Genomic DNA, 17,151 nt, shown 5'->3' with positions numbered 1-17,151 from the left:
TTTTCTCTGTGCCGACCTTATCACACTCTAAACGGATTCGGATGCCCTGAATGTACATTTTCAATAATTTGGCGTTCTTTTTCAGTAAAAGTCTTGATAAAGTTCTCGGCTGATTTTAACGGTTTCATCGCGCTAAAACCATCTTGAATGAAATCATACATCAATTCGAAGTGATATTTTTGGGCAATGCCTTTACACATTTTAAAAGCTGTAAACATCATAAATGAGCGCATGTATTTATCGAGAGCCGCACCTAAATCATCAAGAAGAGCAAGCTGTTGATAACGCGCTTCTGCCTGATCAAGCTTGATTAAGGTTAAACGCATAATCTCATCAGTGAGTACTGTATCTGCCGGATAGTCCTCAAGAAGCTGCATAGCCACTTGTTCATCAAGTTGAGTTGCAAGCACAGCTAAACTTACCGATTTAGTGCCAGTTTTAATTGCATTTTCAGGCAATACTTTTTCGGCTTTATGGGCATATTTCAATAAGCGTTCAATTTGAGCTGCAAGAGCATCAAACTCTGGACCACCATATAAGCGATTTAAAAAATACTCTGACATAAGTTTATGTTCAGGCAGATTAAAAAAGTCGTGATGCGTATCTTTCATCCGCTCTTTTAGCCATGTTTGTACATCTTGCAAACGTTGGGCAAGCACTGGATTATCGTGATAATTAAATGTTTTATATTGTTGTAAAAGTTCATCAAAAGCAGCGAGTTTAGACATTTAAGGCTCTAATATTGGGCTATTTGTAAAAAATCATAAGAGGCATTGTAACCTTGTACTATGGCGAGTAGATGTAAAAAAAATGATTCATGCGTCAATTCTTAGACAGATTTTTGTCGCAATGACATAATTTGTATAGCAATTCATCATTTAACCGCATAAGTTAAAGATCATCGAAATTAAACAATAAAATATTAGAGCCGTGGACTATGAGTGAACAACAACCAAAATTTGAAATTCGAGATGAAGAACTGCTTTCAGTTGACTTGATTGAAGCACAATATGCGTTAAAAGAAAGTCGGGGAAAACCCAATGCGAAAAGCACGCTGATTTTAATGAGTGGTATTGAGCTGGCAGGTAAAGGGGAGGCAGTTAAGCAGCTCCGTGAGTGGTTAGACCCTAGATATTTACGAGTCAAAGCAGATGCGCCACGTGTGCTGACAGATACAGAAGCATTTTGGCAATCTTACTCGGAGTTTATTCCTACCGAAGGTCAAATTGTGGTGATGTTTGGTAATTGGTATAGCGATTTGCTCGTTACAGCAACACATGTGTCTGAACCTTTAGATGAAGCACGCTTTGATGCTTATGTTGAAAATATGCGGGCATTTGAGCAAGATCTAAAAAATAACTATGTCGATGTCGTTAAAGTCTGGTTCGATCTTTCATGGAAATCACTACAAAAACGTTTAGACAAAATTGACCCGTCAGAGCAACACTGGCATAAGCTCCATGGTCTAGACTGGCGTAATAAAAAACAATACGACACTTTGCAAAAGTTACGCCGTCGCTTTACCGATGATTGGTACATTATTGATGGGGAAGATGAAAAACAACGTGATCAATTTTTTGCTCAATACCTTTTACAACATATGCGCCAACTCCCTGATCATGAAACTGAAGTAAAGGGGAAATGGCCTCAGGCAAAAATTCCAGAGAGTTTATTAAAACCTTCTAATGAACCACTTGAAAAAGCTGACTATAAAAAAGAGCTCGATAAATTAAGCAAAAAAATTGCTGATGCCATGCGTTTCGATAAACGCAATGTCGTCATTGCTTTTGAGGGAATGGATGCTGCCGGTAAAGGGGGGGCAATTAAGCGAATTGTTAAAAACCTAGACCCGCGTGAATATGATATTCACTGTATTGGAGCACCTGAACGCTTTGAAGCACGACATCCTTACTTATGGCGCTTTTGGAACCGCATTAATGAAGCCGAGAAAATCACGATCTTTGACCGGACATGGTATGGACGTGTACTCGTTGAACGTGTTGAAGGATTTGCTTCACCTTTAGAATGGCAGCGTGCCTATGACGAAATTAACCGATTTGAAAAAGATTTGTTTGATAGTCAAACGATTGTGGTAAAAATTTGGCTTGCGATTAGCAAAGATGAGCAAGAGCAGCGCTTTAAGGCTAGAGAAGAAACACCGCATAAACGTTTTAAAATTACCGCAGAAGATTGGCGTAATCGTGATAAGTGGGACGATTATTTAAAAGCGGCAGCAGATATGTTTGAGCGAACCAGTACTGACTACGCACCTTGGTATATTGTTGCAACTGATGATAAATATACAGCACGTCTAGAAGTATTAAAGGCGGTGTTAAAACAGCTGAGAGCAGATTAAGCTCTCAGCCATAAGGCATAGATTAATTTACAATAGTGGTGCGGCTTTTTTGCTGAATACGTTTTGCAAGGTTATAACTGTCAGTAAGATGTGTTTCTGCTATTTTTTTCATCATGAAATAGCCCAAACTAGCTGCTACAATTTGTCCGCCTAGCGGTATAAATTTAGTGACTTGTTTCGTTACGATTTTGCCAAAAAAGCCATTAAATGTTTTTTTAACGGTAGTGCGTGCCACTACAAAGCCTGAAAATTCAAAACCGCGTTTACGTAGCTCATCCCAGTGAATTGTTTTAGTTTTTGGGTCATAGACACTTACGTGTTCAGGTGCTAAACCAAAACGGGAATTGATATCTGGAATGAGGTGCGACAAAATTCCTAAATCTACCACCACGTCAAAAAATGGAATCGGTACAATTGCCGCCCCAGCTGACATGTAAGCTCTTTTTTTGATGAGGTCATGACACTCATCGCGAATTTGTTCCAGATTTAGGCTAGGATCAATATAGTCAGGAATATTATCAATTTTCATCATGTTTACCTGTATCAGTTTCTTGATGCTTCTTCAAAACCAAGTGTAAGTGACACTTAAAGTTAGATTATGCTGTGTTTAAACCAACGTGACATAGTCAGATTCAGTTGTATAGTAATGAATGTTTATGATTTTGTGCATAAATTATGCAAGCAGGAAATGAAATAAATGGGGATCCACGTTATTCAAAGTCAACGTATTGATGTGTTGCTGCAAGGTGTATTGGCGTCTACATCTCAAGCTTCAACGCATCCATTACAGGTTTTGAAAACCCAGCATTTTATTGTTCCAAGTCCTGCGGTCGAGCAGTGGCTGATACAAAAACTTGCAGAACAGCAGGGCATGAGTGCCAATTACCAGTTTCATCAACGGGTACGCGGTTTCCAGTGGTATGCCTACCAGCAAGTCTTAACTGCACATAAAGAACAGGTTCGTAAAGCCAACATCCCCCGTTTGATTTTTAAATGGCGGGTTCATCAGGCTTTACACGAATTTATTCAACCTGACACGATGAGCATAGACACATCGCATCCTTTACATTCTATTGTTCAGCGTATTTATGACAGTGCAGATCGACTCGAACAAGGCATAGATAAGCAATTAAAAAAACAAAAAATGCTGTATTGGGTCGCTGAGCAGGTTGCTGATCTATTTAGCAACTATATGATTTATCGTGGACAGTGCCAGCGTGGTTGTGAAAATAGTTGTATCTGTCCAGAAAACTGGTTGTCTGCTTGGGGGCAGGGTCGAGCACTCGATATTGAAAAATATATAGTACAAAAAGATGAAGAAGTGACTGCTTTTGCATTGCACCAAACTGAGGAACTAGAACGCTGGCAGCGTTGGTTGTGGCAGCAACATTTTCATGATGATTTTGTGCAGATGCAGCAAATTGATGCTTTGTTCTGGCAAGAGTTAGATCATCCAGACCGCAGTAAGCGTGCTATTTCAAGATTACCTAATCAGGTGGTGATCTTTACGTTATTAGATTTACCACCAAGCCAGTTACAGTTCTTGCGCCGTTTAGGCCAATATATAGATGTATTGATTTTGCACTATAACCCTTCACAAGAATATTGGGCCGATAGTGTCGATCCACTGTGGAAGCAGCGTTATGACCTAGGGGTAAAAGAACGTTTCATTGCAAAAAATCCGAAGGCAACAGATGCTGAAATTAGTGATTTCTTTAATAAATTTACACTCAACTTTAATGCTGAAGCACGTGAGTCCAGACATCCGCTTTTAACCAGATTGGGTAAACAAGCCCGCGACCACTTTTCGCTGTTATCAAATTTGTCTACGGGCGAAGAAGGTAAGTGGGTTGATGCTTTTGTGGATGATTTTCCAGAAAGTTTACTCGGTAAAGTTCAGTCAGATATTTTGCATTTAGTGGAGCCCCAAGCTAAACAATATGAGCTCTCTTCCGATGATGACTCTATTCAGATTCATGTTTGTCATTCGACTTTACGTCAACTTGAAGTATTAAAAGAGCAATTGATTGGTTGGTTGGCTAAACCGCATGACCAGCCGCGCCGACCAAACGATATTTTAGTTTTAGTTCCTAATTTGGCTGACATAGAGCCTTTAATTCGAAGTGTATTTCCCGCTACTGCCACTGAGCAAGGTGTACATTTGCCCGTTAAAATTGCAGGTGTTGCATCACTTGATGCACTGAATGCATGGCGTGCTGTGATTGGGCGTATTCAACTGATGCAGGGACGTTTTAGCTTTGATGATTTTGCTGACTGGTTAAGCTTGCATGCGACTCAGCAACGTTACGAACTTGAATATGTTCAGGTTGAGCGAATTTTAAATTTACTTGCCGATGCAGGCTTTAAACGAGGGCTTGATGCAGAGCATCTCAAGCGAAGTTTGTGTGACGGTGATGATGATTATCGATATAGCTTTAAATTTGCCTTAGAACGATTGGCTCTTGGTATTGCCGTGCCTGTGCACGCCACATTTAATCAGGTGTTGAGTTATGCCAAAGTTCAACCGAGTGATTTTGAGCTGATTGGTACACTCATTCAGATTTATCAAGATTTGAATGGGCGCCGTGATTGGCTGACGCTGCATGAACAGGGGAAAGTCTACACGGTTGAATATTGGCTTCAGGTGTTGGGCAAAGATATTGTTGAGTTTGAACAGGTCGGTGTTGCTGCTTTAAAAGCTGTTCGGGAAATTGTTAAGAAACAAGAGCGAATGTTGACGCTCGCAAGCTATTACGCCGAGACAGAAACAGGAACTTTGCGCAAAATTACGTTGCCTTTGCCTTATATTATTGAAGAAATTCAGCGAACTTTAGAAAGCCAAAGTGCACAAGCTGAACCGACAGGGCAAATTACCTTTGCTCAAATTGGACACATTCGGCCATTACCTTATCGTTTAATAGTCATGCTAAATCTGGATGCAGGGCAATTTCCAAACCGAGATACCCATGTGCCATTTGATTTAATGGATGCACTGCGTCAACAGTTAGGTGACCGCTCTCGGCTTGAAGATGATCAAGGTGCTTTTTTAGATGCATTATTATTAGCACAAGACAATTTATGGCTGTTTTATAACGGTTTTGATGTGAATGATGGTGAGGTGCGAGAACCATCTAGTATCCTTCAAGAGTTCCGTGAACACCTTGCCTTGATTGTGAAAGCTGAAGACGATGTACCTGAGAACGTAGTTGTTGAAGGGATTGAGATTCCATCACAGTTAAAACAACTCTATCACTTACATGACTTACAGCCCTTCGACCCGAAAGGTTTTACTGTAGAAAAAAGTGTTATCCGTTATCAAGATCACTGGTTTAAGGTCGCTTCACAAATTCATCAAATCTCAGGAAACCGTCAACCTTGGGCGAATACGACCTATCCGCTACAAGCCCCTGACATGTTGGTTTTAGATAGCCAGCAGTGGATACAGGATGTGACGTTCCCTGCACGTTTATATTTGAAAACTTTAGGGGTGGAAAACTTAGGAAGTGTCGGAGTGCTCGACCAAAATGAACCGTTATTATTAGATGGTTTAGGGCGCTATGCGATCCGACATTTTTTACAGCAATCTGAACAGCAAGCACAACCTGAAGTATTAATTGATCAGTTGCCTGTAGGTAAAGTCAAATATAGCGCATGCCAACAAGGTGTGTTTGAGCAAGAATGTTTGCTTGAACGCCTTCATCATTATGCACCAGCAGTGACACCAACGACTCAGCGTATTTGGCGAATTGCTAAACAGCTTCATATGAATATTACGGTTCCGAAGTCTGAAACTCAGGATTGGGTGAGTATGGAACCTTCAAGCGCCCGAGCAAAAAGACGTGCGAAAGTCTGGTTGGAACACTTACTTTGGTTAGCTTATTTGAACGAGGGAAGTGCGGGAGCTGAAAAACGTCGTATTGTGGTTTTTAGCGATCAAACTGTGATTTGTAGTGGGGTTAGTTCTGAGCAAGCTCGGCAATATTTACAGCCATGGTTTAAAATCTGGCGTCATGCACAGCAACAACCCTTGGTTCTACCAGCAGCCTTATTATTAAAGCCGTTAGAAAAAGCCAAAGTATATCAGTGGGAAACAACAAATCAGGCCGAAAAAGCAAAACTGGATGAGAAGAGCTACACTGAGCTGTTAAAATACTGGAATGAGACAGGGTCATTTACCACAATGGATATGACTCAAAATGAAGCTTGCAAGTTGCATCGAGACTGGAGCTTTATTTTACAAGAACAAGATGCGCAAGCTTTGCTTCAACATGCTTGTGATGAGTTTGCGTATGATCTGTATCATCCGGTTTTTCAATTTCAACATTCGGAGTAAGACATGAACTCAAGAGTACAGGTGTCTTATCAACCTATTATTGATATTGAATTTAGTGGCTTACACTTAATTGAAGCTTCGGCAGGTACAGGAAAAACCTATACCTTATCAAGTTTGATGGTCCGTATCTTTCTTGAAAAGTATTTGCCTAGACAAGTGATTGCAACCACGTTTACCCGTGCTGCCGCTGCTGAGTTGAAAAGTCGTATTCGCGCCCGTTTGGTCGAAACGTATCGTTACTTAGAGACCAAGCGTAGTTTTACAGAACACGAATTAATTACGCAGGCTGAGCAAGAGTCTGACTTATTACTTCAACATATTTTAAAAAGCTTTGCGACGCGTATTGCCTACGCGTGTGAACGTTTAAAACTGGTCATCGATCAGTTAGACGAGTTATTTGTTGGAACACTTGATAGCTTTAGCCAAAAACTATTACGTGAGTTTGCCTTTGAGAGTGGCAAAATTGAACGCGCTCAAATTACCGATGATGCCAAAACTTATAGTCGACAACTAATTCATGATGTTTTACGTGAATGGATACAGTCTCAACCTCAGACCGTGATTGATGCGTTATATCTGGCAGGTGAACTCAAGAGTGTCGATAGTTTTGTCAAACTTGTTGAAGACTCACTGAATTTTAGTTCGGCTCACTTTAAACTTCCTGAAAAACCAACCATTCAATTTGAACAACTTGCACAGCTCAAACAGTTAGCAACAGAAATTGACTTAAGCCTTTTAGAGCCGTATTACTTGCTTGATGGCGAGCACTATAAACATGTGAGTGGTACCGTATTTCGGAATGGGGCGTTTAACAAATTATTTAGTGAATGTTTGCCGCAGCTGTTGAAAGTTCTAACGCAAAGCGACAGCATTTTGGTTTTTGATGGGTCTTTGATTGCACAACGTGAGCTTGTTTTTAAGTTTTTAGGTCAACTTGCCGATCAGAAAGTTTTCAAGAAATGTCCTGCTGAAATTTCAGATGGTTTCTATCAACATCCTTGTATTCAACAGATTCAACAGCTATTTGGTGTGCTGAAAAACTACGCCGAGCAGTTCGACCAGCTTCATATTTTTTTAAAAGCCTATTTGTGTGTAGAGGTGAAAAAACGTTTACCTCAGGTTTTGCAAAATAAAGGTGAAACTACTTTTTCTCAGCAAATTCGTACACTTTCTGAAGCTTTAAAAGGTGAGCAGGGGCAGCGTTTTGCTGTATTTGTTCAGGCACGTTATCCCTTAATTCTGGTCGATGAATTTCAAGACACCAACCAAGATCAAGACGACATGCTCGCCAGCATTTGGCGTCATCCTGAGCGCTACCAAAAAGGTTGCATGATTATGGTAGGTGACCGGAAACAGGCGATTTACGGTTTCCGCGGTGGGGATATGCTCACCTTCTTAAATGCCTATAAGGATATTCAAACTAAACATGGTCGTGAATATAAGTTAATTCATAACCATCGTTCCGTTGCAGATCTGGTTGAAGTGGTCGATGCCTTATTTCAAAGACAAATTGATTTCGGCGAAGAGGTTCAATATGACCCAATTCGAGCGGGAACTCGGCCTCATCCTGTACTGATTGAACACAACAATCATAATCCTCATCCTTTACGTTGGCTCATGCTCAAAGATAAAGAAACAGAGGCACAGCAAGTTGCTTGGAAGATTCGAGATCTACTCAACCAGTCACATGCTGGACAACTATATTTTCAAAAAGATGCTCAGACCCAAACCTTAAACGAAGATGATATTGCGGTATTGTCCCGTAATCATGATGGCCTCGATAAAGTTCAATTTGAGCTAGAGCGTTTAGGAATTCGGGTTAACAGGCCATCAAAACGAAGTGTTTTCGATTGCACGATTGCTCAAGATGTTGGTGCTTTGTTGACAGCCATACTCCATCCTTACGATGAGGCAAAAGTGAAGCGAGCTTTAATTAGCCGTCTATTTGCCATGGATTTAAAACAACTATTGCAGCTTGAGCAGACAGCCGAAGGGTTAAGCCAGTTTATGACTGGTTTTGACGTCATTCGTGAGTTGTGGTCCGCTCAAGGTTTTTTAGTGGCATGGCAACAATGCTTAATCCAGTTTGATATATGGCAAAATTTGGTCGCTGCCCAGAGTAAAGATAATGAACGAGTTGTGGTGAACTTGCGTCATTTGACTGAAATTTTGAGTCAGCACAGTGAGAAATACTCAGGCGCGCAAAATCTCTATCACTGGTATATCAAACAGTTGGGTTCTCCTCTGGATCGTGATTGGGAGTTAGAGCGTAAATTGTCGAGTGAAGCTGGTGTTCAGCTCATGACAATTCACCAGTCAAAAGGACTGGAATTTAAGATTGTTTTCTTATTAGGTGCAGACAAGCCCTTTCGAGAAAATAACAAAACTCTGAATTTTTCGACCCAAGATGTAGTCCAACCAAACTCAAGTCAGACCTTGACTCAACGTGTAGTTGCGATTGCTGATAAGACTTATTTGAATGAAGTTGAACTTAAGCAACACGAAGAACGAGCGCTTGCTGAACAGAATCGCCTTTGGTATGTCGCTTTAACGCGAGCAAGCCACCGCGTCTATGCACTTTTACAAGATACAGACGGTAAATCAATATCAGGCCTCGCGTTTTGGAAAAATAGGACTGAGCCTTTTCAACACCGTTGTTGTACGGATGAAACGGTTTTGGAGCAGATTCCACAGGCAATTCATTTAGCCAAACAAACAAGTATTATTGAAATACAAGCACAACGGTTTCCGGAACAACGTTTTTATTCGAGAGGTAAAACCAGTTTCAGTTACTTGGCACAGCATTTAAAACATAAGGCTGGCACAGATTTATTGGCCAGTCAGAGTAATGATGCTGTATTAGCAGAAGATGAGCTGGATTTAATTAACACTGCTGAAGCAATCAGTGCTCAGCCGATTGATTGGATAAAGAGTAACTTCCCGCGAGGAACGCTTGCCGGTAATTTCTTGCATGAAATCTTTGAGCATATTGATTTTCAGTGTTCAGACGACTGGGTAAGTGAAATACGTCGTCGTTTTAAAAATGACTATAGTAGTCTTTGGCAAGATTTACTTAATAAATATAACGAGAACTTCCCAGAGCAAGAAGATGCCGAAAATCTGCTTTACCAGTCAGTTGCAGAGTGGCTGAAAGATATTTTGCGAACGCCGCTTTATCAAGGTTTCCGACTAAACCAGCTTCAACAAGAGCAGTATTTGTCAGAGTTTCCTTTTTATTTGGCGTTGTCAGATCGGGTTCTAGCGATGACACGTATTCAGCAGCTTTTCGCTGAGTATGGTTTGAATATGCCTGAATTACTTGAAGCACGTTCAGCGCGTTACCTCAATGGTTCTATCGATTTAGTTTATTTTGATGGGCAGCGTTACCACATTGCCGATTATAAAAGTAATTACTTAGGTGATGATCTTGCAGATTATCGTAGCGATAACATTGCTCAAAGCATGTCTTTAGCAAGTTATTGGCTACAGGCAGGTTTATATCTCGTTGCATTACATCGCTATTTGCAAGTCAAAATGCAGGATTACCAAATTGAGCAACACTTAGGTGGGGCAACTTATCTTTATTTACGTGGCATGAATGGTGAAGCTGAGCAGGGCTATTATTACTGGCAACCTAGCATTGAGTTTATTCTGCGTCTTGATGCCATTTTAGGGTATTTTGCTGAGGATAAAATTGCATGAAAAATGCTGATAAAGTATGTAATTTTAATATTAACAAATATTTGGCATGTGGATAAGCCTGTCTATAACCATGTGGACAAGCGTGTGGAAAACTAGGTGGATAAGTGTGTGGACAATCTAAATAGCTCTGAACAGGCCGATTTAAGCTGGTTAACAACGTGGAGTAACTTCCTAAATCAGGCTCCATTTACTGAGCAATCGCAAGTGTCAGAAGCCACTTCTTACTTGCAGCAGCTTATTGAAGCGAGCTTACAAGGCGATAGCTGTATCGATGTCAGTTCTGAGCAAATTGCAGCACTTGGTCAGCTTGCTATATCTGCCGATCAAGCAACCTCAAATGTTGCCCCATGCGTCTATGATGAGCAGGGGTTGGCATTATACCGATATTGGCACCTAGAGCAACGACTTGCAGAACAAATTTGTCGATTAAAGCAACAATTAATTCAACCTGTATCTTGTGATGACCACTTAGATCTACTCACAGACCCGCATCAACAGGCAGCTTTACAAATGGTTGCTCGGCAGAGCCTGAGTATCATTACGGGTGGGCCAGGTACGGGTAAGACCTATACGCTTGCACGTATTATTGCTGTGCTTAGCCAAGCGATTCCGAATATTCGTGTGGCGATGGCTGCTCCAACCGGTAAAGCGGCACAGCGCATGCAAGAAGCCTTACAGAACTCGTTTAATGACCCTAAATTGCTTGAGTCTGGATTAGTGAGCGAAGAACTAAGGAATCAGGGAACACAAACGATTCACCGATTATTAGGAATGGGACATAGCCAAACACCACGGTTTAATCAAAAACAACCGCTTCCTTATGACGTGATTGTCGTGGATGAGGCTTCTATGCTGGATTTAAATCTAGCTACTCTTCTATTTGAAGCAGTGCCAGAGTCTTGTCGAATTATCTTACTAGGAGATGCAAATCAGCTCGCTTCCGTCGACGTCGGAGCGGTTCTTGCTGACTTGCAACAAATACAGGCACTCGCCGACAACAGGGTACAATTACAAACCAGTCGCCGTTTTGCGGAAGGGGCGTTGATTGGGCAGGTTGCTAAATTTATTCAGGCACAAACCTATCAACAAGATCATGCAGCGGTTTTGCAACAGTTTGAAATCGACATTGTTCAGGTTTCAGAGTTACGTTCAATTCCTTTAGAAGTTGATATGCCCGATGTGGTTCAGCTTGAGTATTTGCCAGAAGGGAATCACGCAGAAGTTGAAATTTACTATCAGAAGCTCATGCTCGGTTTCCAAAGCTATGTAAAAAGCCTAAAAAATTATTTAAAAGAAGAACGCTCGATTGAACAGGTCCAAAACGTAGTAAAAGCATTTGATGACTACCGCATTTTAACGGCTGTTCGTCATGGTCCATTTGGATTACAGCAGTTAAATCAATATGCGCAGCGTTGGATACAGCAACAACTTTCAATAGTGACAGCAGGGGGATGGTATGTGGGTCGCCCGGTAATGATGACTTATAACGACTATCAGCTCGGTATTTCAAATGGTGACATTGGTCTGTGTTTTGAACACAGAACTCAACCTCAGCAGTTTGAAGTATATTTTCCAAGTTTGAATAAATGGGTCGCTGCAAATCGATTACCTAAGAGTATTCAAAGTGCATTCGCTTTAACGATTCATAAGTCGCAAGGGTCTGAATTTACACACACTGCTGTTGTTCTGGATCAGGCTGCAAAGAATTTATTAAGCCAAGAGCTTATTTACACTGCGATTACACGTGCTAAAAAAGTAGTGAGTCTTTTGGTTCATCCCGAAGCTTTACTACAGTCCTTTACAGTTCGTACGACACGAAAAAGTGGTTTAGTTCAGAAAGTTAATCGGTTAGTTCGTTAAGTCAAACTTAATATTTTCACCCTTGTAAGAAAAAGCTTACATAGATTCGAGATATTTGCTGCTAGAGTACACCCCACGTTTTTGAGATTATAAACGCACAACGAGCTTGGCAAGGAATGTCGGGCAAAATCGCACAATAATAATAGCTTAAGTCGAGAGACTGCGAACTTACAATGATGTAGGTGTATAAAGAGGAAACTTACAGCCGCTAAGCCTTGTAGTTTTGGGAGAGACTACAGGGCTTTTTTATATTCTCAATTTTATTTACTTCTAAAAATTATCAGAAAAGTTCGGATTTAAGCCAATATTGAGTGTAATTTCTTTTAAAAATTTATATCAATAATATCAATATATTTATCTGTAATATGATTTTTAAACACCCATTTTTCCTGTGAATTGTTAAGTTAAATGTTATACAGAACTGTACGATAATGGGGCAAAAACCGTTATTTATTAAATATTAGACAGACCTGTACGTTTTTGCTTACATGATGATAAGAAAAATACTACTTTTCTTCATAATTGGATGTGTCACAATACATCACATAAGGAAATAGAAACAAAACAACGGAAGTCAGTTAAAACAACAAGAAGGATGTGCCTAGCATCTCACCAACGATAATAAAAATAGAAATAACACGATAAACAAAAACTACAGCGCAAAAAACCCAAGCAGAAATGCTTGGGTTTTTTATTTGATTTACACTAAGTTCGTTTCATGAGCATCGCTGCCAAACAAAGATCGGCGCTGATCTCTAGGAATGCGGGGGCATTGGGTTGAAATCTGATAAAGCACATTGGCTAAAGCTGGAAGGTGAGTTCCCACGACCGATTTGCCCGTTGTTAATAAAGAAACACTAATATCTCTTTCAGGGTCGGCCCAACATAAAATGTTGGAGAATCCTAAATGACCAAAAGCTTGCCCCGTCATTGGACCAAAAAGGCCTATAGGATTACTACCTAACATTGGACCTAAGGCATAGCGCATTGGAATTAATAAAGTACGGTCAATATTAACGCCTGTGGTCGGCAGTGTTGCCCTGAAAATCGTTTTCTCACTGAAGATTTGCTGACCGCCATAGCTTCCACCACTTAAAAGCATTTCAAAGAAACGTCCAGCTTGTTCCGCACTGGTATAAATGTTGCCGGCTGGGCAAATTGTATCCATAAAACGACTATCGTTAGTCACATCAACTGCAAGTTGTAACCCTCCACCTAACACATGATTTAGATAGTGATCGGTACCAAGCCGAGGGTGTAGACCCGTTGCACAGTTTAAGGCCACTTGTGAGCGGTATTCTGGTTTTAAGCCATAATTGAAATAAGGCATTCCCATTGGCTTTTCGATAGTTTGATGCACAAACTCACGTAAATCTTGCCCAGTCACCCGTTCAATGACTTCTCCTAAAATATAACCCGCTGTAACCGCATGATAGGCAAGATGGTTACCAGCAGGAGATACAGGTTTGGCAGCATATAAACGTTTTAAAATTTCGTCTTTATCAAATAGAAGTTCGGGCGTGACATCGCCATCAATATAGGGGATGCCGCCACGATGTGCTAATAAATGAAAGAGTGTTGCACGGCGCTTACCATTTACGCCGTATTCCGGAATATAGTAGCTCACAGGATCAAGTAAATTGATTTCGCCCTTTTCATCTAGTAGATGAATCAGCATGGCCGTGATCATCTTCGATGCTGAAAACAGACAAACGGGTGTATCTGGAGTCGCAATCAGAGCATTCTGTTGTAATCCTGCCGGAGAGTTCCCTTGAGCATATCCAATGCTTCTGTTCATCAAAATTTTACCTTGTCTACGTAAGCAGAAGGTAATGAGTGGATAATTTCCGGTTTTATATAGTGCTTCTATACTGTTCCAGATTTTTTGAACCTGGCGCTCAGTCATTCCACCCTGTTCAGCAGCAACTTCATCTTGACGACGAATAACTTGCTCAATATTGTCCGGTACTGGACAAGTGTTGGTTGAAAAAATTTTCACACGTCCCTCGCGCTTCTTTCTTTTTATTCAAAGCTAGTGTGCAGGGTTAGCATGCTTGTGTCAGTGTCTAAAATGACAAGTTACTGAAAACTATTTTGCAATCCACCTATAGATACCTTAAAATAGGCAACTTGCTGTAGTGATGCACGGCAGTCAGTTGCCTCAACTGATTCATATCGTTTACTTTTTTAAGCATCTCGGAGAAATCGAATGGCTTTAACTAATGCAGACCGCGCAGAGATCATTGCTAAATTTGCTCGCGCTGAAAATGACACTGGTTCACCAGAAGTACAAGTAGCTTTATTGACTGCTCAAATCAATGATTTACAAGGTCACTTTAAAGCTCACAAACACGACCATCACAGCCGTCGTGGTTTGATCCGTATGGTTAACCAACGTCGTAAATTGCTCGACTACTTAAATGGTAAAGACCACGGTCGTTACACTGCTTTGATCGGTGCTTTAGGTTTACGTCGTTAATTCGATTTTTACTTTGTTTTCGCTATTTCGCATGTCGCAATGCTTTATCGCTGAAAAGAGAGTTTCACTTAATTTTAGGTTAAGTGATGTTTAGAAGGGGCGCTTGTGCGCTCCTTCTTTGCGTTTAATATTATTTAAAATTTTTGGCCTAGTGTGATGGCTTCTAAGCTTTGTCATTTATCTACCAACAGTTGTAGTCTGAATGCCAAACCTTAGGGGTCTCACTAGAATAAAATTAGGAAAATACAATACATGTCAATGTTTAATATCGTTCGTAAAGAATTCCAATTCGGTCAACATCAAGTCGTTTTAGAGACGGGTCGCGTTGCACGTCAAGCAAACACAGTTTTAATTACAATGGGTGGCGTAACTGTTTTAGTTGCAGTTGTTGCTCAACCTAAAGCAAAAGCGGGTCAAGACTTCTTCCCGTTAACAGTTAACTATCAAGAAAAACAATATGCAGCTGGTCGTATCCCTGGTGGTTACGGTAAGCGTGAAGGCCGTGCTTCTGAAGCTGAAACTTTAATTTCACGTCTTATTGACCGTCCAATTCGTCCATTGTTCCCAGAAGGTTACTTCAACGAAATCCAAGTAACAGCAACAGTTGTTTCTTCTGACAAAACTATGGATGCTGATATTGCAGCAATGCTTGGTACATCAGCAGCATTATCTATTGCTGGTACTCCTTTCCGTGGTCCAATCGGTGGCGCACGTGTTGGTTTAATCAACGGTGAATATGTTCTTAACCCGAACTTTGAACAGTTGAAAGAAAGTGATCTTGACCTTGTTGTTGCTGGTACAGAATCTGCTGTATTAATGGTTGAATCTGAAGCGAAAGAGCTTTCAGAAGACCAAATGCTTGGTGCTGTGCTTTTCGGTCATGACGAAATGCAAATCGCGATTCAAGCAATTAAAGAATTTGCTGCTGCTGCTGGTGCAGTTGAATCAACTTGGGTTGCTCCAAGCAAAAACGAAGCACTTCTTGAGCAATTAAAAGCAGCTTTCGAAGCTAAAATTTCTGAAGCATATACAATTGCGGTTAAACAAGACCGTTATGCAGCACTTGATGCACTTTATGCAGAAGCTGTAGCTCAGTTCGTTCCTGAAAATGACGAAACTGGTATTGCTGACGAAGTAAATGAATTATTTGAAGACCTTAAATACCGTACAGTACGTGACAACATCTTGTCAGGTAAACCACGTATTGATGGCCGTGATACTAAAACTGTTCGTGGTATCGACGTTCAAGTTGGTGTATTAGACCGCGCTCACGGTTCTGCATTATTTACACGTGGTGAAACTCAAGCGTTGGTAACAACAACTTTGGGTAATACTCGTGATGCATTAATGGTTGATACATTGTCAGGTACTAAAACTGACAACTTCATGTTGCACTACAACTTCCCTGCATACTCTGTAGGTGAAACTGGTCGTGAGTCTGGCCCTAAGCGTCGTGAAATCGGTCATGGTCGTTTAGCACGTCGTGGTGTTCAAGCTGTTCTTCCTGCTGCTGACCGCTTCCCGTACGTAATCCGTATCGTATCTGACATTACTGAATCTAACGGTTCATCTTCAATGGCTTCTGTATGTGGTGCATCATTATCACTTATGGATGCAGGTGTTCCACTTAAAGCACCAGTTGCTGGTATCGCAATGGGCTTAGTGAAAGAAGGTGAGCGTTTTGCAGTACTTTCTGACATCTTGGGTGATGAAGATCACTTAGGTGATATGGACTTTAAAGTAGCAGGTTCTGCAAACGGTATTACTGCGCTTCAAATGGACATCAAGATTGAAGGTATCACTGAAGAAATTATGGAAGTTGCATTAAACCAAGCATTTGCTGGTCGTATGCACATCCTTAATGAAATGAATAAAGTAATTTCACGTGCTCGTGCTGAAATCAGTGCTCATGCACCGACGTTTGAAGTGATTAACATCAATCCAGACAAGATCCGTGATGTTATTGGTAAAGGCGGCGCAACGATTCGTGCCATTACTGAAGAAACTAAAGCTGCAATTGATATTGAAGATAACGGTACAGTTCGCGTATTTGGTGAAACTAAAGCTGCTGCTCGTGCTGCGATTGCAAAAATTCAAGCACTTACTGCTGAAGTTGAACCAGGTAAGATCTATGACGGTAAAGTAATCCGTATTGTAGAATTCGGTGCGTTTGTAAATATCATGCCGGGTACTGATGGTCTTCTTCACATTTCGCAAATTTCAAATGAACGTATTGCGAACGTAACTGACGTTCTTAAAGAAGGTCAGGAAGTGAAAGTACAAGTTGCTGATGTTGATAATCGTGGTCGTATTAAATTGACTATGAAAGACATTGAACAAGCATAATTGTTCTAGTGACATGAAAAAGTCCGCTTGATGCGGACTTTTTTTATGGCATGATGCAAGTAATATAAAAACAGA

The 17,151-nt window shown here is 40.8% G+C and carries 9 protein-coding genes; 6 read left to right on the top strand and 3 right to left on the bottom strand.

The window, feature by feature from the left end; translation table 11 throughout:
• Positions 1-20: 20 nt before the first annotated feature.
• Positions 21-728, bottom strand: coding sequence for a DUF8198 family protein (locus ACS604_RS10860; RefSeq protein WP_151964069.1), 708 nt, complete (start codon positions 726-728; stop codon positions 21-23).
• A gap of 209 nt (positions 729-937) precedes the next feature.
• Here ACS604_RS10860 and pap point away from each other — a divergent pair, with 209 nt between their 5' ends.
• Positions 938-2,356 carry a polyphosphate:AMP phosphotransferase gene (gene pap / locus ACS604_RS10855; RefSeq protein ID WP_174727019.1) on the top strand — a complete coding sequence of 473 codons (1,419 nt, stop codon included), beginning with the start codon at positions 938-940 and terminating at the stop codon, positions 2,354-2,356.
• Between the two features lie 22 nt (positions 2,357-2,378).
• On the opposite strand, the gene ACS604_RS10850 is transcribed toward pap, so the two are convergent.
• Positions 2,379-2,885, bottom strand: a complete 507-nt coding sequence (locus ACS604_RS10850) for a hypothetical protein (protein ID WP_034596465.1) — start codon at positions 2,883-2,885, stop codon at positions 2,379-2,381.
• Positions 2,886-3,053: 168 nt separating this feature from the next.
• Here ACS604_RS10850 and ACS604_RS10845 point away from each other — a divergent pair, with 168 nt between their 5' ends.
• The 3 genes from ACS604_RS10845 (at position 3,054) to recD (ending at position 12,251) form a co-directional block, all read left to right on the top strand.
• Positions 3,054-6,689, top strand: a complete 3,636-nt coding sequence (locus ACS604_RS10845) for an exodeoxyribonuclease V subunit gamma (RefSeq protein ID WP_474771754.1) — start codon at positions 3,054-3,056, stop codon at positions 6,687-6,689.
• Positions 6,690-6,692: 3 nt separating this feature from the next.
• Complete coding sequence (locus tag ACS604_RS10840; RefSeq protein ID WP_474771752.1) at positions 6,693-10,391, top strand: UvrD-helicase domain-containing protein; 3,699 nt, start codon at positions 6,693-6,695, stop codon at positions 10,389-10,391.
• A 108-nt stretch (positions 10,392-10,499) separates the two neighbouring features.
• On the top strand, positions 10,500-12,251 hold the full coding sequence (recD, locus tag ACS604_RS10835) for an exodeoxyribonuclease V subunit alpha (RefSeq protein WP_474771750.1): 1,752 nt from the start codon (positions 10,500-10,502) through the stop codon (positions 12,249-12,251).
• Positions 12,252-12,951: 700 nt separating this feature from the next.
• Here recD and ACS604_RS10830 read toward each other — a convergent pair.
• Entirely contained in the window at positions 12,952-14,250 is a 1,299-nt protein-coding gene (locus ACS604_RS10830) for a serine hydrolase domain-containing protein (protein ID WP_474771748.1), read from the bottom strand.
• Between the two features lie 210 nt (positions 14,251-14,460).
• On the opposite strand from ACS604_RS10830, the gene rpsO reads away from it, so the two are divergent.
• Positions 14,461-14,730 carry a 30S ribosomal protein S15 gene (gene rpsO / locus ACS604_RS10825; RefSeq protein ID WP_002114951.1) on the top strand — a complete coding sequence of 90 codons (270 nt, stop codon included), beginning with the start codon at positions 14,461-14,463 and terminating at the stop codon, positions 14,728-14,730.
• A 258-nt stretch (positions 14,731-14,988) separates the two neighbouring features.
• Complete coding sequence (pnp, locus tag ACS604_RS10820) at positions 14,989-17,076, top strand: polyribonucleotide nucleotidyltransferase (protein WP_171056879.1); 2,088 nt, start codon at positions 14,989-14,991, stop codon at positions 17,074-17,076.
• Positions 17,077-17,151: the final 75 nt, after the last annotated feature.

The sequence above is a fragment of the Acinetobacter sp. Li1LvA2 genome (assembly GCF_056156705.1).
This window is presented reverse-complemented; position numbering and strand designations above follow the sequence as displayed.

Coding starts and splice junctions, on each gene's coding strand:
- rpsO (WP_002114951.1), top strand. CDS start 14,461: ATGGCTTTAACTAATGCAGACCGCGCAGAGATCATTGCTAAATTTGCT.
- pnp (WP_171056879.1), top strand. CDS start 14,989: ATGTTTAATATCGTTCGTAAAGAATTCCAATTCGGTCAACATCAAGTC.
- ACS604_RS10860 (WP_151964069.1), bottom strand. CDS start 728: ATGTCTAAACTCGCTGCTTTTGATGAACTTTTACAACAATATAAAACA.
- pap (WP_174727019.1), top strand. CDS start 938: ATGAGTGAACAACAACCAAAATTTGAAATTCGAGATGAAGAACTGCTT.
- ACS604_RS10840 (WP_474771752.1), top strand. CDS start 6,693: ATGAACTCAAGAGTACAGGTGTCTTATCAACCTATTATTGATATTGAA.
- ACS604_RS10850 (WP_034596465.1), bottom strand. CDS start 2,885: ATGAAAATTGATAATATTCCTGACTATATTGATCCTAGCCTAAATCTG.
- ACS604_RS10845 (WP_474771754.1), top strand. CDS start 3,054: ATGGGGATCCACGTTATTCAAAGTCAACGTATTGATGTGTTGCTGCAA.